The sequence below is a fragment of the Methanosarcina subterranea genome (genome assembly GCF_055385895.1).
The window spans coordinates 2,930,440-2,953,623 of record NZ_AP042426.1 but is presented as its reverse complement, the minus strand read 5'-3'; the positions used below and the strand labels follow the sequence as shown (position 1 = coordinate 2,953,623).

The 23,184-nt window shown below is 39.6% G+C and carries 14 protein-coding genes and 1 pseudogene; 7 read left to right on the top strand and 8 right to left on the bottom strand.

Annotated elements, in window-relative coordinates:
• Positions 1-980 precede the first annotated feature (980 nt).
• Positions 981-1,379, top strand: coding sequence for a hypothetical protein (locus tag ACZ5A8_RS13010; protein WP_464529539.1), 399 nt, complete (start codon positions 981-983; stop codon positions 1,377-1,379).
• A 544-nt stretch (positions 1,380-1,923) separates the two neighbouring features.
• Here the strand turns inward: ACZ5A8_RS13010 and ACZ5A8_RS13005 are convergent.
• The 3 genes from ACZ5A8_RS13005 to ACZ5A8_RS12995 all read right to left on the bottom strand — a co-directional run bounded on the left by ACZ5A8_RS13005 (position 1,924) and on the right by ACZ5A8_RS12995 (position 6,576).
• Positions 1,924-2,847 (bottom strand): helix-turn-helix transcriptional regulator, encoded by a 924-nt coding sequence (locus ACZ5A8_RS13005; protein ID WP_464529537.1) that lies wholly within the window; start codon positions 2,845-2,847, stop codon positions 1,924-1,926.
• A gap of 1,333 nt (positions 2,848-4,180) precedes the next feature.
• Entirely contained in the window at positions 4,181-4,510 is a 330-nt protein-coding gene (locus ACZ5A8_RS13000) for a hypothetical protein (protein WP_464529536.1), read from the bottom strand.
• Positions 4,511-5,466: 956 nt separating this feature from the next.
• A complete protein-coding gene (locus ACZ5A8_RS12995) occupies positions 5,467-6,576 on the bottom strand; it encodes a transposase (RefSeq protein ID WP_464529534.1) in 1,110 nt (369 codons plus the stop codon).
• 432 nt (positions 6,577-7,008) lie between these two features.
• Between ACZ5A8_RS12995 and ACZ5A8_RS12990 the strand changes: the two genes are divergently transcribed.
• From ACZ5A8_RS12990 to ACZ5A8_RS12975, 4 genes and pseudogenes are all read left to right on the top strand, one after another.
• Complete coding sequence (locus tag ACZ5A8_RS12990; RefSeq protein ID WP_464529533.1) at positions 7,009-10,065, top strand: chemotaxis protein CheB; 3,057 nt, start codon at positions 7,009-7,011, stop codon at positions 10,063-10,065.
• Between the two features lie 601 nt (positions 10,066-10,666).
• Positions 10,667-13,504 carry a PAS domain S-box protein gene (locus ACZ5A8_RS12985; RefSeq protein ID WP_464529531.1) on the top strand — a complete coding sequence of 946 codons (2,838 nt, stop codon included), beginning with the start codon at positions 10,667-10,669 and terminating at the stop codon, positions 13,502-13,504.
• Positions 13,505-13,650: 146 nt separating this feature from the next.
• Positions 13,651-14,070: pseudogene (tnpA, locus tag ACZ5A8_RS12980) on the top strand (IS200/IS605 family transposase).
• A 236-nt stretch (positions 14,071-14,306) separates the two neighbouring features.
• Positions 14,307-15,386 (top strand): pentapeptide repeat-containing protein, encoded by a 1,080-nt coding sequence (locus tag ACZ5A8_RS12975; RefSeq protein WP_464529530.1) that lies wholly within the window; start codon positions 14,307-14,309, stop codon positions 15,384-15,386.
• Between the two features lie 177 nt (positions 15,387-15,563).
• On the opposite strand, the gene ACZ5A8_RS12970 is transcribed toward ACZ5A8_RS12975, so the two are convergent.
• From ACZ5A8_RS12970 to ACZ5A8_RS12950, 5 genes are all read right to left on the bottom strand, one after another.
• Positions 15,564-15,854 (bottom strand): hypothetical protein, encoded by a 291-nt coding sequence (locus ACZ5A8_RS12970; protein ID WP_464529528.1) that lies wholly within the window; start codon positions 15,852-15,854, stop codon positions 15,564-15,566.
• Positions 15,855-16,455: 601 nt separating this feature from the next.
• Positions 16,456-16,884 carry a phosphate-starvation-inducible PsiE family protein gene (locus ACZ5A8_RS12965; RefSeq protein WP_464529527.1) on the bottom strand — a complete coding sequence of 143 codons (429 nt, stop codon included), beginning with the start codon at positions 16,882-16,884 and terminating at the stop codon, positions 16,456-16,458.
• Between the two features lie 250 nt (positions 16,885-17,134).
• A complete protein-coding gene (locus ACZ5A8_RS12960) occupies positions 17,135-18,142 on the bottom strand; it encodes a DUF5996 family protein (RefSeq protein WP_464529526.1) in 1,008 nt (335 codons plus the stop codon).
• 227 nt (positions 18,143-18,369) lie between these two features.
• A complete protein-coding gene (locus tag ACZ5A8_RS12955) occupies positions 18,370-18,732 on the bottom strand; it encodes a VOC family protein (RefSeq protein WP_464529524.1) in 363 nt (120 codons plus the stop codon).
• 262 nt (positions 18,733-18,994) lie between these two features.
• Positions 18,995-19,885, bottom strand: a complete 891-nt coding sequence (locus ACZ5A8_RS12950; RefSeq protein ID WP_464529523.1) for a glycosyltransferase family 2 protein — start codon at positions 19,883-19,885, stop codon at positions 18,995-18,997.
• Between the two features lie 194 nt (positions 19,886-20,079).
• Between ACZ5A8_RS12950 and ACZ5A8_RS12945 the strand changes: the two genes are divergently transcribed.
• Both ACZ5A8_RS12945 and ACZ5A8_RS12940 read left to right on the top strand, forming a co-directional pair.
• Positions 20,080-21,510: a flippase gene (locus tag ACZ5A8_RS12945; protein WP_464529521.1), complete on the top strand. Its 1,431-nt coding sequence runs from the start codon at positions 20,080-20,082 to the stop codon at positions 21,508-21,510.
• A gap of 208 nt (positions 21,511-21,718) precedes the next feature.
• Positions 21,719-22,921 (top strand): ATP-grasp domain-containing protein, encoded by a 1,203-nt coding sequence (locus ACZ5A8_RS12940; RefSeq protein WP_464529519.1) that lies wholly within the window; start codon positions 21,719-21,721, stop codon positions 22,919-22,921.
• Positions 22,922-23,184 lie beyond the last annotated feature (263 nt).

The following is a 23,184-nucleotide window of genomic DNA, read 5'->3' as shown; positions in this document are numbered from 1 at the left end:
AAAGAGCTGAAAAGGAAAAAAGTAGCTGGAGAAAAAAAGGAGCCTGAGGGAAGGGAAGGAAAGGAGTTGAAGAGAAGGAAAACCGGCTACACTGAAGCAGCAACCAGGTTGGTTCCTGGAACCTTATCGCACCCGGCAAATCACAAATATGATTTATATATTTTCAAGTCTCATTCTGCTGGTATTTCAGTTAGACTGAGTAAGTCCTGTACTTTCAACAGTTGCGGTAGCGGTTTCTTTATGCTTGTATCTTGAAACTTGTTATATGCGAATATATTACTTATTTTTATAAATCTGCGATTTTCAAAGGGTTTTATAAAGGTTTAATGTGTTATCTCTGTATATATATTAAATTAAAGGTTTAAAAAGACTCATTTTATAGATAAACCTCCCTAAAACTCTTTTTGCTTTAAAATGAACTTATGTTTTAGATAAGAAAATTCCTTAACCGATGGTCAATAAGGAATATCTGGAAGATATGATATGGATGTGAATTATTGATCAAATTTGAAAAAACGAACCTTTTCCCTCTATTCTAGAAAAATGAAGAGAGATCTTTATGCCTGAGATTTTCAGTAACTTTTCCTCAAAAGTTTAAGTTTAAGTTGCTTTTTAAGTATTAAATATGCTATTTATGAGTATAAATTACTTTAAAAGTTTAAAAACCCTTATTTTAAGAATTTAATCTTTTTTAACTCTTATTTTATTAATTAAACCTTTTTAAGCCATTATTACTATAAGTATATTTATATTTAATCTAGTCAATTTTAGAGTTGTCAAGCCGCAGGTAGTCGGCAAGACAATTAGAACATAAGCTGGTTTCAGCTATCAGCAGACGGCCGGAAGCTAGCTTAATGAACAAAACCGATGGGTCCAGAAACAAATCTGAAAGGTCTGTCTATCGGTACTGATTTACTAGTATTAAAGAAATATATAAAATAAAATATTAAATAAATTCTGGGAGTGGGTTAAGTTTGAAAATGAAAAAGATACTGGGTATTTTCATGGCAGTATGTTTCTTACTGTCAGTGACAGCCGCATCAGCAAGCGCAGCACCTGGGTACGGTGACAAGAATAAACGGGACGACGGCAAGAACAGGTTTGACGACAGGAACAAATTTGACGACAGGAACAAATTTGACGACAGGAACAAATTTGACGACAGGAACAAATTTGACAGCAAAAAGAAAAAATTTGACAACGACAGGAAAAAGTGGAACAACGATAAAAAGAAATGGGACAACGACAGGAAAAAGTGGGACAATAAGAAACGTGGCAATGACTACCATAAATGGTTCATACTTTACATGAAATGGTTCAAAATGTATATGAAGTGGATGTTCAGCTATAAGAGTTTTTGCGGCAGTTACGGATGTTAATGAAATAAACCGTGAGCCAAATAGTGAAACCAGAATGTAAAAATAAATCTATGAATGTCTTGTCGCACACTCTCATGGTAAAGAAGCAGCAAGGTCCAGAAAAAGTAAGGCTCTTTACCATTGAGGGAGTGTGGAGGGTCACGAGTATCCCGCCCTTCGGATAGGTGGGTAAAGTGAACCCTCACTGACTTTTCTTTTTGCTTCTTATTCCTGTCGAGCTTTTCTTTTTATTTCTTTCCTAAGTTCTGTCGAGCTATTGGAAATGTGACCGGTTGCCATCTGATCGCTTAAACAATTAAGCACTTATTGAGGAACAGCAGAGGACACCGAAAAACAGTTTCGATCGCGTAAATTCAGAAAATCCAAGATTCAGGAAATCCATGCATATAAGAATATTTTATTTTGAGTAGTTCCATTGACGAAAAGCGGTGCATAAACATGCGTTATTGTTTGCAGAGCGGTGTGACAGTGCAACTTTGATTTAAAGAAAGTTAATGATAATGATAAAATGAGTTTTAAGTCATGTTGCTAAGTCACATGAATTTTAATTTTTCTCGTCCTCGTCTATTAGAACCACAATATTTTCGCGCCCGTTCTTGAACTTTTTAACCAGTCCTCTCTTTTCCAACTCCGAAAGTAGGAGGCTGACTTTTACTTCGGAATACTCCAACCTGCTACGCAGGTCTTTCTGGGTAATCCTTCCCTTACGTCCTCGAATTACGTCCAGGACTTCACGCAGATCTGTAGAAATTGGGGGTTTTTTTAGAGCAGCGGTTTCAGTTTCGGAATTACCTGCGGGTTCCATCATCGGCTCTGTAACGCAGGTTGTTTCTCTAATGCTTCCAAGTTCCGGTTTTACTCCATAACCGATGCTTGTCCCGAGGATTTTTTCCAGAAGTCCAGATGTATTACTTTTCTCTTTCTGAAACCTGTTTTTTTCCATCTTTTTATGCCTTCTGGAAAATCTATAGCTTCCGCCGAATAGAAGAAAAAGTGTAAGAACTACTGGTAGGTAACTTACAGTTGAAGAGTCATTCCCTGTCCCGGTCGGATTTACATTATCGGGATTGTTTATTCTAGCTGCGGTTGCTTCCGTTACTGTATTTTCGGAGACGGGATAAAGCAGGAGATCTAACACATAATCTCCTTCACCTTCAATCTTGAGAGTTGTTTCTTTTGAATAGATTAGGGTGTTGTTCTTGTAATAACTGGCTGTAATAGCATAGTCTCCGGGTACCAGTTCAAAGGAATATGTGCCGTCTTTTGCTACTATGGATTGAGGGGGAGTGGAATTTATGTCAATTACAGTATCGTTTATGGGTTCAAAGGTATCCCATACATACGTTCCTCCATGAACTGTTGCAGTGATATTGCTGTCTGCTAAGAAAGGTATACCTGAAGCGAGTAAAACAGGCGCCCCTGAAGCGAGTAAAGCAGCAGTGCAGATAATGTAGAGCCTCAGATTCATTTGTACCAGAAATCCAGTATTGTAAGTTGAGGTTGTGGGGATCAGCTGATAAAAATCGCGATCATAAAATCTACATTTTTTCTGAACACAGGAGGGATGTTCTTTCAGGTTTGATCAAGGCTCGTCACCAGGGTCCGGTTGGATTTGTTATCTACGAGCACGTTTCAAAACTGATCCTGGAAAGGTAAATAATGAATTTTGAAGCAGGCTTAATGAGAACTTTCTTCATGCCTGTAAACTCTTTTTTTGTAGCCTTTTCCTGTCCCCGTTTGATGTGTACTGTTTATTGAGTCTATCAAAATCCATTTTAGTCTTGATTATTAATAATTATACGACATTTTTTATAAAATACAAACCCCCATATTATGAAAAATGCGATCCAAATATCTAGTATCAATTTACGGGTCGATTTCATCAATCGTATACATTAACTAATGTTTTTAGCTTAAATAATACCAAATCGACGTGGTTACTAATCATATTTAAGTAAGTATATATGGTAGATAAATATTTCATTTTTTATTTATTTCCTTTTAAAGAAATCTATGAAATAGATGCAGACAGCCATATAGTTTAATCTGTTATTACAATTTTATTGCAATAACGCGGCAAATTTTACTCATGCCGACCGTCTCACCTTTTCTATAACACATTAGGACTTTTTCTTCAAGTTCTGCATAAAAAAGTCTCAAGTAAGCAAGAAGGCTTATCCAATAGGAAAAATGCTAAACGGGGGCTCGCAAAACTCCATGAAAATATAAACATCACGGAAATACTTTCCAGTATTAGGTCTTTAAATAATTTCCAGTATGAGCTCTTTTAACCTTTTCGCGGGAACCGGGTTTTAGCTGTTGAAACTTTTAATATAGAAACTTTGGATAATAGATATACAATAGAATCATTATTTTGCTCGGTTATAGGGGTTCTGCGTTGAGGACTTTGCAGCAAAGTTAGAGTACAAAGCAAAATGGTTTGAAAAAACAATTCTGAATATCGTCAACTCGAACTCTTTTCTAGACTATGTAATGTTTGCGAATTCCATAAAGCTGATCTAATGTTAAAGGATAGAAAATGAGTTTACCCTGCTTGCAAGCAAAGCACGACAGAGTATAAATGCCGCTCTTAATATTAACGAATTTACTTTACAGATCAAAACCCCTAATTTACTTTACAGGATTAAAACCTTTTAGGATATCTGGGATATTGATCTTTGGAAAATTAGACCTATGGGATGAGAGGAAGAGCCCGGAAACCTTGTCTCAAAAGAGAGCTATTAACCAGGAGGCTCACCCCTCAAAAATCTGATCTTTCAGACAGGGTTTTAAGGAAGAGTTCACTTTAAGCATGAGTATCTATTTCCGTTGTATCCGTCGATGTATCCTTTTTTGTAGCCCGTGTTGTAACTGTCTTTATAGTGCTTGGTCCAGCTGTCTTTGTTGGAAGGATCAGGGATTTTTGAGATGTTTTCTCTGCTGCCATATTTCTCGCAGTCTTTTTGGCTTTGGTTTTTGCCGTCTTTGTAGCCTTTGTTATAGCCATCATTGTAGCCATTTTTACTGTTATCAGCTGCGTTTGCTGATGTAACTGTCACTGACAATGCAAAACAAAGCACCAGCAAAACAGCAAGAGTCTTTTTTATTCGATCAATTTTTTTGTTTCTCATACATTACACTCCTAATTCTGTTCAATTGAATGAAAATAATTTATAGATCGATGCAAAGATTCTATTATATAATTCTATGATTATTATATAATTCTATGATTATTATATAATTCTATGATAATTATATAATTCTATAATTATTATATAATTCTGTGATTTTTGGATTTATAGTCAAAAATTTAACCTTTGAAACTAACTCACTTAATATTTTCTTGTGCCTGCAATTTCTACTAGACCATTCTTCGACTAGACCTTTCGTCCCTGGAAAAATTCGTTTTAGCTGTCTTTCAGGCTTGTCCATTAATTGATAATACTTATATTGACAGGCTCAAATATAAATATACTTATAATTAAAAATAGCTTAAAACAGTTTAAATAAGAAAATAAGTATTTCTAAACTTTTAATTTAAAATAAAGCCATAAATAATGTATTGAATGTTTATCGGACTCTTAAGGCATCTTATTTCTTACCGGAGTTTATACTTTATAGTATAAAGCCACATCAAGCGACATGATCTACATAGGGTCTAACAAAAAATTAATTATGTTGGGTAACAATTCCAAGCATTTTAATATAAAACCGACAAATATAGAACCAATTAAATAAATCGGTGTGGCACAAAAATAGTTAATTTCCCACTATATGGGGTCTAACACAGGATCTCTGTAACAAGACGCCCTATTATGGTTTCTTTAGTATAATATGGTGAAAATCATATAAGTATCAATCGGTGGGCTAGTTCAATATGTGGCGACGCCAAAATTGAACGAAACAAGTTTGGAACTTAATTAATTTCTTGTTAGACCTACATAATATCCATAGCTGCACCACGATTTTTATGAGATCTTATAAACTCCGGTCTTAGTACTTAAACGTAATACTGGTTTTCACTGGTCTTCGTGGAGGATCTCAAATTAGCTTTTAAAATCGCTAATCTAATTTGACATCCATTTCTTTAAAAGTATCTCCCAAATGAATTCTTATTTCCAACTTTATTTTGCATTTCTGTCAGCACCAGCAGTTGGTATGCTATGAAACTCAATAGAGAGTAGAGTCTTCTACTCTCATTTCTCACTCTTCTGATATCAAATTTTACTGTACCCTTAATATGTCCATGTATCTTTTCACATTCAGCTCTCTTTTTATATTGGTCATCAAAAAACTCATCTCTGATGTTCTGGTTTCTCAGGTACATTCCTACCTGTTCTTTCCTTCCAATCTCATATAGAAACTTGAGTTTGTTTTCCATTGGTGCATGAACATCTCCACCGACTCTCCACTTTTTATTTACCCAGTGATTGATTCTTTCCTCTTCACCTTCTTGATTGACTACGGCATTTGAAGCGTAGGAGATGATCGGTTTTGCTTCAAGGCGATACCAAATGTCAGAATGATTAAGGAATGAATCATAACCTCCATCTGCAGAATACAATTCGAGATTAGCGTTCATCTTATTTAGAGCTTCAATATGGTTGATAAGTTCTGGAGAATCACCAGCAACTCCTTTTGTATGAGTCATGAAAACAGGGTAAGTTCCAACCATTGTAATATGCGCTTTATCCATTTTGCATTCATAATGAGGATTGTAATCAGCGTGTTTATCGTATCTTGAAGCTTCAAGTGGAGTGGAATCGATCTTAGCTTCCTTTTCCGCAGAAAGTTTGAGAATTTTTTCACCTAAAAGCATCATTATCTCATTGATTCCTTCCTCTCCAAGCCTATACTTCACAAAATGATGAAGGGTTCCACCTGAAGGAAGTTTAATCTGACCGTTTTCATCAAAAAAAGAGAGCAAGCTACCTTCTTCCTCTGTTATGGAAGAAATGGTTTTATCATACGAAAGCTTCCTGAAACATTTCACAACAAAGAGTTTTATCATAGAAGAAACACTGTATTTAAAGTGCCAACTTTTGTTGGTATAATAAGTACGCTCGACGTGCTTTGCAATATCGTCAATGCAGAGGAAGTACAGGAATTGGCAAATTGAAGTGCTTTCTCTGCTAAGATAGTTATCGAAGGAGTCCTCGAAGAGGACTCCTTTGTATAACATACTGTTTTTCGACATGAGAACGGCATATATGGCATTGTTTAAAGTTGCCGTTATCCAATAAAGATAAGTGCTTATCAGAACTAGCTAAAAAAAGAATAAGTTTTTAAGTCAAAATTCTAATTTGAGATCTTTTCGTGGGTTGAAAATAACTCCCCGGTTGGAATTCGATTAAAGATATTATATATCAGTGTTTTATACTGTTATTACACATGTTTATTTTTCACAATTAAGAAATTAATACTATATTCATCTGGAAAATATCTTTATATTAAGGTTAAGAGCTTAAAAAATACATCCAGCTGGCGGAAAACTCTCTGGACTTCACCAATTGTTATGAGTTCAAACCTGTCCCGGATCGTGCACGTAAACCTGGCGGCGATCCATCGTCAAGTGCGCATTTGAAAGATATTATAAGAATCCAGGTTGAGGTATAAAGGAGGCGGTAATATGGCTAAAAAAAAGGAAGCTACAGGCAAAGAGGAAATACAAATATCAGAAGAGGAAAAACTGCATTCTGCAGAAGAAACCTCTATTAATGATGGACAGCCTGCCCCGGGTGCAGACTCGAACGAATCCCCAAAAGAGAGCTTTCCCATTGTAGGTATCGGCGCATCGGCTGGGGGGCTGGCTGCGTTTGAAGCTTTCTTTTCAGCCATGCCCTCCGACACCAGGTCCGGCATGGCCTTTATCCTGGTGCAGCACTTGGACCCGAACCACAAAAGCATCCTCACCGACCTGATCGGGCGCTACACACAGATGCCGGTTTATGAAGTCAAGGATGGGATGTTTGTCCAGCCTGACTGCATCTACGTCATTCCTCCTAATCATGACATGGTCCTTGAGTATGGTACGCTGCAATTGATGAAACCTGCCGAGCCGCGCGGCCATCGCCTGCCGATTGATTTATTTTTCAGATCCCTCGCTCAGAGCAAGCAAGAGATGGCCATTGGCATCGTACTCTCGGGTACAGGCAGCGACGGCACACTGGGAGTGCAGGCTATCAAGACCGAGGGAGGTATGGTGATGGCACAGACTCTTGAATCCAGTGAGTACGATGGCATGCCACAAAGCGCCATTGCCACAGGTCTTGTAGACTATATCCTGGCGCCAGCCGAGATGCCTGCCCAGCTCATTGCCTATGTCAACCAGGCCTTTGGAAAAAGACCCCACGTGGTTGTCCAGGCTGAAGATGCGATGAAAAAGATATTCAATCTGCTGCGCACGCGGACCGGTCACGACTTTTCCCTTTACAAGCAGAGCACCATCAGCCGCCGCATTGAGCGGCGTATGGCTATCCAGAATATCAAGAGTGTGGACGAGTATGTGCGTCATTTAGAGCAAAAACCTGCCGAAGTTGAGGCGCTCTTTCAAGACTTTTTAATCGGCGTCACCAGTTTCTTCCGTAATCCTGCGGCGTTCGATGCGCTCCAGGAAAAAATCATCCCCCAACTTTTTAGTGGCAAGCACTCAAACTCAACGATACGTATCTGGGTGCCCGGCTGCTCTACAGGTGAGGAGGCCTATTCCATTGGCATCCTGCTCCAGGAGCAGATGGAAATGTTGAAGCAAATTTTCAAGATACAGATCTTTGCAACCGATATTGACAGGAGGGCCATCGAAAAAGCCCGCAGCGGCGTCTACCCCGCCACCATCTCCATCGATATCTCAACGGAAAGGCTGGGGCGCTTCTTTATTATGGATTCAGGCGGCAACTACCGCATCCAGAAAAATATTCGTGATATGATAGTTTTTTCAGAGCAGGATATTATCAAAGACCCGCCGTTCTCCAAACTTGACCTGCTCAGTTGTCGCAACTTGCTGATCTATATGGATAGGGAACTGCAGAAGAAGCTCATTCCCCTTTTTAACTACGCATTGAACCCGGGAGGATTTCTCTTCCTTGGTCCCTCCGAGACAGTAGGTGAATTCGAGGGCCTTTTTGATACGCTGGACCGCAAGTCGAAGCTGTATCGCAAAAAAGGTGTTAGCGGTGGACGCCTTCCCATAGGGACATTTATCCCCCCGGGACTGGAAAACAGGGAGACCAAAAGACTTCCAGGTAAGACTCCTGTCGAAAGCAAACTTCAATTGCGCGAGCTGACCGAACAGGCGATGCTGCAATATTATGCCCCGGTCAGCGTGCTCATCAATCGGAGAGGCGACATCCTCTATCTTCATGGTCGTACCGGTATGTACCTGGAACCGGCTCCCGGTGAAGCTGGTTTGAGTATCCTGAAGATGGCCCGCGAAGGATTGCGGCAGGAGCTGTCCACAGCCCTGCATAAAGCAGTGACGCGTAAAGAGCCGGTATTCCACTCCGGGTTGCGGGTCAAAACCAACGGAGACTTCACAACAGTTAATCTGGCTGTACGACCTATGACAGCAGGCTCTGCTGCAGCCACCGAACCAAACATGTTCCTGATCACTTTTGAGGAACCGACTGAGTGGGAGAAGGGCGGAATCGGAAAGATCCCTTCGGTAGATGTCGGTGATAGCCCAACGGAAGTTGATGTGCGCATCCTGGAGCTGACGCGGGAATTGCAGATTAAGGAAGAACATCTCAAAGCTTCCAATGAAGAACTGGAGACCTCCAATGAAGAGCTCAAATCCTCAAACGAGGAGATGCAGTCAATCAACGAGGAGCTTCAATCCACCAACGAAGAACTGGAGACCTCAAAGGAGGAACTGCAGTCCGTCAACGAGGAGCTGGCTACGGTCAATACCGAACTGGAAAATAAGGTGGCTGATCTGTCGCAGGCCGTTGACGATATGAATAACCTGATGGCAGGTACAGGTATAGGCACCATCTTTGTGAACCATCAACTACGCATCCTGCGTTTTACTCCTACTGTTACACAGATAATCAATCTGATCCCTACCGACGTTGGGAGGCCGGTTGGGCACATTGTCTCAAACCTGTTGGGCTATGACCGTCTGGTAGAGGATATAATGGAGGTGCTGGACAGCCTGATACCCAAAGATATTGAAGTCCAGATCAAGGAAGGCGCATGGTATCTGATGCGCATCCGGCCCTATCGCACCCTTGACAACGTTATAAAAGGAGCTGTGATTACCTTTACTGATACTACCGAGATGAAGCAGGCAAAGGAGATTATGAAGGAATCCGAGTCCATGCGCCGCCTGGCAGTAGTAATTCGCGACGCAAATGATGCGATAACTTTGCAGGATATGGAGGGAAATATACTTGCCTGGAATCCGATAGCAGAGAGGATGTATGGCTGGAGCAAAGCTGAAGCGCTGACGATGAACATTAACAGACTGGTTCCCGAGAGCCGGAAAGAGAATGAGTTAGACATGCTGAAGAAGCTTAGCCAGGCTGATGTTCTTGAACCTTACCGCACCCGAAGACTCACTAAGGACGGTCGAATTCTGGGTGTATGGCTAACAGCCACAGCATTGGTGAAAGCCGGTGAAGTGTATGCCATTTCGACTATTGAGCGGGAGATCAAACCAGAAAGCAGCGGGAAGGAAATTCATGAATAAAAAAAGACCTGTTGGGACCTGTGGCTGACCCCGGTACAAGCGTGGGGATATCCAGAAACGGCTCAGACTTCTGAAAACCAGAATTACTGCCCCTCTATTTTTATTCTTAAATTTCATATTTTTCGGGAACATCTTCTCTGGTGAGAAGCTCGATGGTTCATTAAAAAACGAGATTTAAAGACGCAAATTTTGAGCTTTGCGGTCGACTTATTTATATCTTATGAATAAACTGTTATATTATTGAATAGTATAAACTAACAGACCAAGTAAGCGCATGTGAACACAAACCAGATGTATCTCGTTCAGTTTATGAAGTAGATTTTTGCTGTGAAAACTATAACATGCAAAGCAGGAGCTTGGGGTGAGTAGTTAATCAAATCAGAAAACACTAGTGTCGCGTCATTCCTCAAGGATTGAAATATTCCGAATAGTTGTAATCGATATTATAAGACATTTTACTGCTGACGCGACACTGGTACCAACCGGTATCTGGAGAAAAGTGGAAGGATTTCTATTCTTACGATTTTCGGGAACTTACTCTAGGGATCCAAAATATTGAAGAGCTGAAATTTCGAAAAAATGGAGGTTGGAGCAGCAAACCATGGAGAAGGATGGAATGAGAGAAATCCTGAGAGAATCTGGTATTGATATTATTGGAGATGTGCCCTGGGGAACGCACTTCTGCCAGTTTTATCAGACAAAAGAAGATTTAATGGACGCACTGGTCCCCTATTTCAAGGCCGGACTTGAAAATAACGAATTTTGCATATGGATTACATCAAAACCTTCTGAATTAGAAGAGATAAAAGAAGCCCTGAGACGAGCTATTCCTAATTTTGATGCTTATCTTGAGAATGGGCAAATGGAATTAATTCCCTACACGCACTGGTACTTTATAGAGGGCAGTTTCGATTCTGAAAGAGCTTTAAATTGCCTGGTTGAAAAACTCAATAAGGCTCTGGCAAATGGCTATGATGGTTTGAGGTTAACTGAGTGCACTTTATGGCTGAAAGATAAAGATTGGAATGTTTTCACTCATTATGAGGAAGAAATAGACAGGATAATCGAAAACTATCAGATAATAGATCTCTGCACCTATTCTCTTAACAACTGCGACGCAGTCGGAATCATTGACGTAATCGCAAATCATCGATTTGCTTTGATCAAAAGGAAAGGAGAATGGGAGCAGATAGAAAGTTCCAAGCGTAAAATAGCAGAGGAAGAAAGACTGAACTTAGCAAGTATCGTGGAATATTCATACGATGCCATTATAACCAAGTCCCTTGACGGCATTATTCTTAGCTGGAATAAAGGCGCGGAGCAAATTTATGGTTATTCGGCTAAAGAAGTCCTGGGAAAGCCCATATCCATCCTGGATCCACCCATATTAGTTGGGGAAACAAAAGAATTAGCTGAGCTGATTATACAGGGAGATAAAATCCACCATTATGAGACTTTACGGTTAAGAAAGGACGGTAAGATAATAAATGTCTCACTAACTCTTTCTCCGATTTTTGATGCTTCTGAAAAGCTGACCTCTATTTCAGTTATTGCCAGAGATATAACCAATAGTAAAAAAGCTGAAGAAAAACTCAAGAAAAGCGAGGAAAGGTACAGGATTGTCACAGAGCAGACAGGACAGGTGGTATATGACTACGACTTAAGAACAGATAAAAGCACCTGGGCAGGTGCCATAGAAGAAGTTACAGGATACAGTTTCAAAGAATTTCAGAATTTTGGCAAGGACGTCTGGATTAAGAATATCCATCTAGCAGATATGAATCATGTGGACAAAAAGTTCCAGAATGTGAGAAATGTCGGAGGCAGATTTAGAGAAGAATTAAGGTTGAGAAGAAAAGACGGAACCTGCATTTATATAGAAAATTCCGGGATCTGCCTTACGGATCATGAGGGTCTGCCTTATGGGGCTATAGGAGTGCTGAAAGATATTACAGGTGCCAAGATTGCAGAAAATCAGCTTCAAGAAAATGAGGAAAGATACCGCACAGCAACCGAACAGACAGGACAGATTATATTCGATTTCAATCTCGAAACACGTGAAGTCAGGTGGGCAGGAGCCATACGGGAAGTAACAGGGTACGATCCAGAAGAGTTAGAGAATTTTGATAAATCGGTCTGTATAGAACATGTGCATCCTGAAGATAGGCTCGAACTGCTTGAGAACCTGATGACGTTTTTTGAGAAAGAGAAAAAGTTTCAGGTAGAATTCAGGCTCAGAAAAAAAGATAGGAACTACATCTATGCCGAAAACTATGGAGTCTGGCTAAATGATGACAAAGGGAAGGTATACAGAGCCATCGGAGTAATTAAAAATATTACGGAACGGAAACTTGCAATAGAAAACGTTGCAGAAAGTGAGAGAAAATACCGCTCTTTTATACAGAATTTCCATGGGATTGCTTTCCAGCTGGATGAAAACTTTGTTCCTGTATTTCTGAATGGTGCTGTTGAAGAGATCACCGGGTATAGTGAAGATGAGTTTATGTCCTGGATTAAGTGGAAAGACATAATCCATCCGGATGACCTGTCTCTCGTTCTCAAAGAAGAGGAAAAGATTCGGAGTTCTCTATCCTCAGGTTACGAAGAAATCGAATTTCGTATAAAGCGCAGGGATGGAAGAATCAGATGGGTTAATGAAATTTACCAGAAAATTCAGAGAGAGGATGGAAAGCCGGAATTTTACCAGGGTACGATTTATGATGTGACCGAAAGAAAAGAGACAGAAAAGTTCCTTGCGAATATCGAAACTGCCCGTAAAAAAGAAATCCACCATCGGATCAAGAATAACCTGCAGGTAATATCTTCTCTCCTGGATCTTCAGGCTGAACAGTTCAATAACAGAGAGTGTATTCAGGACTCAGAAGTTCTTGAATCCTTCAGGGAAAGCCAGAACAGGGTAATATCCATGGCTCTTATCCATGAGGAACTGTACAAAGGTGGAGGGCTCGATACACTAAACTTTTCGTCGTATGTTGAGGAACTCGCTAAGAATCTTTTCCATACATACAGGCTTGGAAATGCCAGTCCCAGCTTAGACATGAATCTGGAAGAAAACATTTTCTTTGACATGGATATTGCAGTCCCGCTGGGTATAATTGTTAATGAACTCGTTTCCAACTCCCTCAAACATGCATTTGCCGACAAAGATGACGGGAGAATTCAAATCAAATTTTGTAGGGAAAAATCTCCAGAAAGTAAGGACAATAGAGCAGGGAACAATAATGAGGGCTTAAAGGGCACCAGTTTTATTCTGATAGTATCAGATAATGGAATAGGTGTGCCTGAAAGTTTTGATCTGGAAAATCCCGACAGTCTTGGAATACAACTGATAATCACTCTTGTAGACCAGTTAGATGGAGAAATTGAACTAAATAGAGACAATGGGACGGAATTCACTATAAGGTTTATAGTAGCGTAAAAGAGAGCAGTATTGCAAATTTGCTATAAATTCTAAGTCAAGTTTTTGCGTACAGTTTGTAATTTTGGTCACTTGATGTGGAATTTACATGAAGTACCGTAAAAAACTTCTTTTTACACTCAATCAGCTTTAGAATTTGGAGCTTTTTGTTCCAAAATAGAAGCAGTACACTCGACTCAATTCCAGATAACAAATCTGGACGTATAGATGTAGAAATCATCAACTTTTTGAAAAACATATGCTTTGAAATTGGCGAAAGGTACTGTTTTGAGTTCGATGCAATCGGTGCTGATGGTGATCATTTCCATCTTTTTGTTGGTGCTGAGCCAAAATACTCTCCCTCAAAAGTCATGCAAATTATAAAAAGCATTACAGCAAGACAAATCTTTAAAGAACATCCTGAGATTAAAACAGCCTTCGGGTGGTGAACTCTGGAGTGATGGCTGTTACATTGGAACCGTGGAGGATGGAACAGTTTCCGATGTTATAAAAACTATGTTGAAAATCAGGTAAACCGGGAAGAAAAAGAAACATATAAGCAAATGAAAATACTTGACTTTGAATAACTCCATTATAATAAGAGCGGGGGCATGAACATACCCTGTTGCTTGCAACGGGATGCGCCACAGCAACTTTGATACAAATGTTGCTGTCGGTTCTTGCGGTCCTTACAGGTCCAGACTGTAAATCAATACAATTTTAAAAACTAAATCAATATAATTTTAAAAACTAAACCCCTAACATCAGAAGATATCTTGTTAGCATAGCAATGTTTATTTTAGTTCAAAACCGATTAATTTAAATGGATATTCCTGAGAGAAAATACCTTCGAGGAGCTAACCTTCAAGGGGTTAACCTTCAAGGAGCTGACCTTATAGAGGCTAACCTTCAAGGAACTAATCTTCAAGGAGCTAACCTAGAAGAGGCTCACCTTGAAGGGGCTAACCTTCAAGAGGCTAACCTTATAGGGACTAACCTTCAAGGAGCTTACCTTCAAGGAGCTAAACTTGAAAAGGCTAACCTTCGAGGAGCTAATCTTCAAGAGGCTAACCTTCAAGGAGTTAATCTTTTTTATGCTGATCTTACAGAAGCTAACCTTCAAGGGGCTAACCTTATAGATGCTAACATTGAAAAAGCTACCCTTCAATTGGCTAAACTTCATCTGGCTAACTTTAGAGAGGCTAATCTTCAAGGGGCTAACCTTCAGGGGTCTGACCTTTACGGAGCTGACCTTCAGAGGGCTAACCTTCAAGGGGCTAACCTTTATGGAGCTGACCTTCAAGAGGCTCACCTTGAAGGGACTAAACTGGGAGGAGCTAAACTGGGAGGAGCTAAACTTGAGAGGGCTTATCTTATAGAGGCTAACCTTGAAGGAGCTAACCTCGAAGGGGCTAAACTGGGAGGAGCTAAACTTGAAAGGGCTAAACTAGAAAGGGCTTACCTTATAAAGGCTAACCTTGAAGGGGCTAAACTTGAAAGGGCTTACCTTATAAAGGCTAACCTCAAAGGGGCTAAACTTGAAAAAGCTAAACTTGAAAGAGCTTACCTTATAGAGGCCAATCTTGAAGGGGCTAACCTTATAGAGGCTAACCTTGAAGGGGCTAACCTTGAAGGGGCTAACCTTAAATGGACTTATCTTATAGAGGCTAATCTCGAAGGGGCTAATCTTGAAGGAGCCAAATTTGAGGGTGCTAAACTTAAAGAGGCTAACCTTGAGAGGGCTAACCTTAAAGGGGCCAATCTTGAAGGGGCTCACGGTTTATCACTTGACCAGCTTTCTAAGGTGAAAACACTTTATGAAGCCAAACTAGATGAAAAACTCCTCATACCATTGAAAGAGAAATACCCTGCACTTTTTGAAATACCTGATTATGATGAATGACCTACCTGATTACAATGAATGATCGAATACTACCAAAACTTCTAATGTTTCCTATAATAGGACTGCGGTTGAGCAGAGAAATCAATAGCATTAAACCCTTAACTGTCTAACACTTAACTTTGGCCATAATGTCCATTGATTTGAATTTGGATTTCAAGTACGTAAGTCTTGTATAATTCACTCTTTTTTCGCGGCCAACTGTGTCCCATCTTTTTGAGGGATATATCCTACGCAGATTTCCTTGATTGTTGTTACTTTCATTGTATTTCCCTCTTTATCAAGCTCGCCAGTAATTTCAACAAATTTACGGCAGAAAAATTCAAGGTAATAGTCCAGTTCCCATGGACCTATATCCGCATACTTCAGCAGATACTCCCTGTCCCAGGTCTGAAGATAGTAATCCGGACCTTCACTTTTGCTTCCTATTCGTCCATGCTTTACATAAACAAGTCCTTCAAAAGTTTTCATAAAAGGTTCCTCCCTTTAATGTACAGCCCCAGCTTAAAAAATAAATTTTTCCAAAAAACAAAAACTGCATTAGCTATTACTATAATGAGCTTATCCTAAAACTACTTTTGTCCTTAACAATTACCAGCTTTCAGGATTGTTTTCATGATTCGGAACTCAATTGGTTACTCTAAAGACAAGATTCAAAGAAGTAAATATGAGTTATAGAATAAAACTTAAGCAGTGTGCTAATTCTTCTGTAGAATCACAAATCTCAATAAGTTATCGGATAGAAAATTCCACATCAAAGAACTAAATTACGAACTGTACACAAAAACTTGACTTAGAATTTACAGCAAATTTGCGGCACTGCCAAATTTCGTTTTTACCTCTCCGGAGAGCAGGGACTGCCACGAGGGTAACTTTATTCAGGCTGTTATTATAAAGTACACAGAGTTGTATGCTTTACTACGAAGGTCCGTTTTTCCTCACTCATTCCGAATGAGTGATTTTGTACGACAATATACAACATTTTCTAAATTACGTATATTAAAAGGAAGTTGGTAATAGAATTCCTACAGAGCCGATACATCATTTACCATTACAAATGATGGGTAAGAAATTATGATTTAGGTGGATATTTGACAGCTAGAGCCCTTGTTATACCTAATATCAACAGCAATGTCGATAAGCCTAAAATAAATTGATAATCAAATCTCTGGTCATATACCCCCACTGCGATTTCACGCATGACTATTAAAATCGTAGCGTCGGTTACATATGTAAGTCTGATTTCTTCATGTTCACGATAATCCACAAAAGTCTTGAAAAGGTCAATAAGAACAAAAATTGTAAGGACACTAGATACTATCTGACCAAAACCGCCACCGAGAGTTCCAAATAAAATTGATTTGATATCCTGGAGGATATTTAACACTCCGGCAAGTAGCGCCAGTATCAGTATATAAAGGACGATAATAGTGACTAAATCAATTATCGTTTTAAATATTTTATCCTGATCTACCATGAATATTTTATAATGAGCTTTCATTTTACTCCCGCATAAAAAGATTACGATTTCTTAAATTCCAACTTTGATACATTAGTACTTCTACAATATTGGCTAATCTTATATGAGCTCGTCCCAGAACTCAAAATTGATTTTTTTGAATCTCGTATTCTGAATATCAATCGAGTTTCTGAGCATGGAAAAAAGTTCTGAAACCCTACTGATTTGAGAATAAAATTGGTTTTGGGACGAGCTCAAAACCCTTCAGTTTTTTAACTTTTTAATTATTAATTCAGGCGTCAGGCCTTTCCAGTTTTTCCAGTATTTCCGGCTGCGCTTTAGATTGCTTTTCAGTCTGTTCTTCAAGCTGTTTTTTAGATGAAGGGAGCCTGAGAGATTCAATATTCCAGTTCGCTCTTTTTGACCCCGCCTGATACACGCTCTCAAGAAAATCAAGCACCGCTTTCTCTGGCGAATCTGCTTTTCGGACATCTTCATACATGAGAAATGCCTCCCCTGCCTCAGGGCTCCAGAAGGCTTCTTTCGGGCTCAGAGGTTCGTCCATGAAACCGGCCGGCTGCGGATGCATATAAGCGTAAAAAGCAGGCTCTCTTACGTTCTGGTCCCCTGCCCAGAACCCGAAACTGATCATCTCATGCGAAGAAGCCTCACGTTCTACAGGATCTGCTTCCTCCCTGACAGGAACAGGCCTGCCTGAGAATAGAGTAAAAGCCAGGTCAGCATGGTGCCAGAAAAAGTGCACAGGTGAACTTTTACCTGTGAACCAGCCCCTGAAAACCTTAAAGATCGAATCTACCTGTACAAGGATCCTCCAGAACCTGTTCACGTATTCTTCATCATAGGACGCATACTGATATTCCGATGTAAACGGCTCTGTCACTCCGGGTATGTCGTAAGGCACAGGCTTGATGCCTGCCACTATCCCGAGTTCATTAAGGCTTGAAAAAACCTTTTCATAAAACCCGGCAACAGACAGCCTTTTCAAAGGCACGGTTTTCGAATCACCTTCACTTGTTTCGATCCTCAAAAAATGCTCTTTATCTCTGAAATCAAATTCCATCTCAAAAATCATGTCCTCATAAGGAATAGGCCCCGTAGTAAGCCCGCGCACAGACACATAAAAAGGCACATGCCACCAGTGGTTCATTTTCGGATGCAAAGCAAGCCTGACCTTTCCCACAATTTGCAGAAACAGGTGCAGAGTATTCTTTGTATCTTCCCACTCTTCAAGCGGCAAAGCCGGAAACTGAACGTCTCTTGTAAAACTGGTATTTACCATAATATCCCCCAGGAAAATTTCCCAACTTAATGACAATAGAATTTATTGGTAACTCGACTAGAGTTATAAGATTTATTTTATACAAACCGGTTAATTTATAAGTTTAAAACATTTCCCACCCGGATAAAAAAATTAAAATATTAACATTAAAACAGAACTGAACAGAATAAAACAGAATCAAACAAAACCAAATACAGTCTCCCAGATTTATCGTTTAAACTTATTTTTCAGGCAGTGTTTGAGTGTTCCACATATTCTATCACTGACCCGTCAGGATGCTTTATCGTCATATTCTTCCCGGTCGGAACTTTTGCAGGCCCGCGGATAATTTTTGCTCCTTTTTCTTCCAGATAAGCCCTGAAGTCATCGAGAGAATCAACAAGAAATGTAGCCTGCGTGCTTCTGAATGGTTTCAGAGCTTCATCCGATCCGGCTATCAGTAAAATATCTCCTACCTGAGCCAGTTCCAGGCCAATTTGTGGGAGTTCAAAACGCATGGCTGCGGAGGTGCCGAGGAGGTCTTCGTAGAAGTCAAGGACTGAGTTAAGGTCGGAAATGTAGAGGCGGGAGAGAGTTTTCAGGACTTTCATTATGTCACCTGAGATGAAAGCACTTATACTTAAAGAGGATTTTAATATTTAACTTCTCTATTGTACATTTGACTCTCTAATTTGATTTTATATTTGATTTCATATGCATAAATGAAACAGTAGCTTAAACGCGTACTGAAAAAGGCCTCAGAAACCTTTTGAATTAAATAGATCTGAATTCCGAATGCTATATTATCGGGATCTAAAAAAGAATGTTTAAATTTTCGTTTTTACCGGAAACCCTCCGGACACAAATACACAATTAAGTTGCGGAAACCAGGGATTTCAGTCTACTAATTACTATTTTCTTGTATTCAACTAATCTGTAGTTCCAGTAATATTCCCGGATTTCTCTGTCACTTATCCTTTCTTCATTTTTAATAACGGGCTTTATATATCCCAGTAAAAATGCTATTCCGGTATAGTGTGGTCTCTTTAAAGTATAGTTAAACACATTTAACAATATTAATATTGGATTTTTGTTTAAATAATAAGCCATATACCCATTAAATTTATACCCGTTCCATAAACCCTGAGCACTGCTCGTTAACCTTTTTTCTACCATCTGGATTTCGTTAAATCTCTGGATATGCCAGCCCCGCAGTATGGCTTTTACATTTGAAATAGAATCTGCAGAGGGTTCCAGTGAAAAACAGTCTGTATCAAAAAAACATTCTTTTGACCAGACTCTTCCTGTGCCTGAAGGGAAGTTTTCAGCCTGTCCGGACAGCTTTAATTTGCCATCTATTTCATGGTATAGTCCGCCGCTTGCAATCCCTAATTTTTTATTGGTTTCAAATTTATGCATTATTTTTTCAAAGTATTCTTTTTCCAGTATTGTATCTGCGTCCATTGAAGCAATAAAATTATAATTTATTTTATTTCTCTCACAGTAATTTAATGCGAAGTCAAATCCGCTTTTATAAACATAGGATACGTGAAAAATTATGTCTCTCGGTTGGGGAGGCAAATGTATGGTTTTTATCCAGGAATATCTGGATACGAATCTGTGTATTATTTTTGGAGAGCCATCAGTACTTCCGTCATCAATAATTAACCAGAGAACAGGTTTTACAGTCTGGTTAATTACGGATTCAATGACATCACGAAGAAGCTTTTCTTCATCTTTTACAGGCGTTATCAACACGTACACAAGTATTCATTCCCCCTCAGTGAATAAAGAAATTCAGGGGGATATATAGTTGCCGCGCTAAGTAATTTTATCTGACTTTAAATTATTTTTGCCGGGAGTGTTAATTATTTTTGCGTATATTTCTATAAGGGCTTCAGGGTAAACTCAGCAATAAAGTTATATTCTTTCATCGCGTTCTCAGTATAGATATTTTTATGCAGACAGTCAAATATCTTGCAAGAAATAGCGGATTTTTGTTTCTTAACGGCATTGCAACGAATATACTCAGTTTCGTAGCTATGTTATATATCGCCCGTTACCTGGGCCCTGAGGACTACGGAATATTTTCTTTTGCTTTTGCTTTTATCTATTTCTTCAGTTTCATCCCGGACCTGGGAGTTCACCAGATACTTGTAAGGGAAACTGCAAAAGAACCTGAAAAAGCAGGGAAACTGATCGGCAACGGGACTATAATAAAATTCTTCCTTGCGTTTATTGCTCTACTGCTGGCTCTTGTTTTAATAAATGTCATAAATTTCCCCCCCTTCACAAAAAATGCATTGTATATAGCGGCTCTCGGACTGCTTATAAGCGGGACCGGAGCCTACGGAACCATATATGAAGCAAAACTGAGAATGGAATATTCTTTATTATTCAACCTTGCTAGCAGGGTCTTTCTTCTTGTATTTGTTTTCCTGGCTATTGCTAACCATTCGACGCTTAATGTTTTTATCCTTGCTTCGGTTTCAGCTACTTTTCTACATAATTTATTGATGGTCTTATTCTCAAAAAAGTTAGTCAAAGTATCTTTTGATGTTGACCTTCCTTTAATGAAACAATTAATAAAAGAAGCTATTCCGATTGCCGTTGCCTCGGTCTTTACGGTTGTATATTTCAGGATTGATGTCCTTATGCTCTCCTTTTTACGGGGAGATGCTGAAGTTGGGTTTTATTCTGCTGCCTATCGCCTTACAGATGCGCTTGTTTTTCTTCCGGCAGCGTTTACAACCTCCACATTTCCTTTGATGTCAAAATATTTTAAAGACTCTTTTGATTCATTTAGTTTCGCATACGCCAGGACTTTTAAATATCTTTTCGCTGCAGGTCTGTTGATTGCAGTCCTGGTAACCTTTACTTCGGAAAAAATTATATTAACAGTCTACGGCCCTGAATATCAGAACTCAATAATTGCGCTGCAAATCCTTATCTGGGCAACAGCAATTACATTCATAAGTGTCCTTATCAGCTCCACATGCGTTTCCAGCGGAAACCAGCAAATAATCTCAAAAACAGCCATATTAGCCGCACTTTTAAACGTAATTTTAAACTTGATACTGATCCCTTCGACTGGTTATGTGGGTGCTGCTATTGCTACTGTATTTTCGGTACTCGGGTCTATGACCTTTGGCCTGTTCTGGATTCATAAGAACCTTTTACACGAAAATCCACTCAAGGGAGCCATTTCTCCCCTCATAGGGGCATGTGTGGTATCTCTATTCATTATCCTTTTCAGGTCATATGCTGATATCCTGTTTCTCAGCGTTGCCTCAGTCCCGATTTTCGCTGCAGTCCTTTACATTACCGGCTGGATAGACTCTGATGACAAAAGCATTCTTTTAAAACTTATTTCCCGCAACACAGTTTGATACAGAGAGATTTTGGTACGTTCCACGATAAATTCCACAATAAATATTACTAACCTCTCTTAATTACTAACCTCTCTTAATTGCTAACCTCTCTTAATTGCTAACCTCTCTTAATTACTAACCTCTCTTAATTGCTAACCTCTCTTATTATCTGGATTTAGATATCCAGTTTTATAAATCCAGGCCGAAAAACAAAAAAGGTTAAAGAATGTTAATCCTTGATCATCCCTACGTCTCTGAATTTTTAAAAGATACTGCTGCAGAGCTGCAGGTTCCCGTTTTAAAAAATGAAATGGCAACCGGAATAAGTACGAAAAAAAGGCTGAAGCTTCTTGACAAAGCCGAGTTTATTGAATTCATAAAAGAAAAAGGTGAATGTTCTCTTTATTCCAATTCCGAAAATTCCATTGGCTGGATTTCTGAAAACCTTGGCTTTACCGGGCTGCCTGAGAAAATTGAGCTTTTCAAAAACAAAATCAAATTCCGGCAACTGCTGGAAAGGATATACCCTGATTTCTATTTCCAGGGAGTTGAGTTTGAAAAGCTGGATGAGATCCGTGTTGAGGAAATAAAGAAGCCCTTTATCATAAAGCCTGCTGTAGGTTTTTTCAGCCTTGGGGTACGTAAAGTATCCACCAATGAGGAATGGAGTTCAGTCCTCCAGCATATAAAAGCCGAAGTCGAGGAAATTAAGGGACGTTATCCTGTGCAGGTGCTTGACATAGGAGAGTTCATTATTGAAGAAAATATCGAAGGAGAAGAATTAGCAGTTGATGCTTACTTCAACAGCGTAGGAAAGCCTGTAGTCCTCAATATCTTAAAACATACCTTTTCTTCGGAAAACGATGTTGGCGACCGGGTATACTTTACCTCAAAAGCAGTTATAGAAACCTACAGGGAAACCGTTGAAGATCTTCTAAAGGAAATCGGAAAGCTTGCCGGACTTAGAAATTTCCCTCTGCACATGGAACTGCGGATCGGGAGTGATAAGAGAGTCCAGCTAATAGAACTGAACCCTATGCGTTTTGCCGGCTGGTGTACAACCGATATTGCACATTTTGCCTATGGGATTAATACTTACAGGTATTTCCTGGAACAGCTTGAGCCAGAATGGGATAAAATTCTTGCAGGTAAGGAAGGAAATAGTTTCTGCCTTGTCATATTGAACAAGCCTGCGGAAGTGATTTCGAAAAATGTAAAGGCTTTCGATTATGAAAAATTGCTTTCAGACTTTGAAAAGCCCCTGGAACTAAGGAAAGCCGACCATGAAAAGTACGGACTCTTCGGGTACGTGTTTACGGAAACAAGGGACAGCAGCTGGAGTGAAATCGAAAGAATTCTGAAATCGGATTTGAAAGAGTATATCACTTTCAAAGAGATAATGCCCATTATCACGGTATCCAGAGATTAAGGATCACATGAATCACGGAAAACACAGGAGAAAAGAGACACACGTACAATCTTTCCATCCCAATTTTCGCTTCCCGAGTTTCGCTTCGCCCGAATTGCGCCTCGCCCGAATTGCGCCTCGCCCGAATTGCGCCTCGGGAGTACGCGGTCCTTTTCGCTGCGCTCAAGAGGACTAATTTATAGATTAGAGCAGTGAGCTGCGCTCAAGAGGGTTAATTTATGGAGTTAGTGCTAAAAATTCGCTCTATCCGTGCTTCTCTTCTA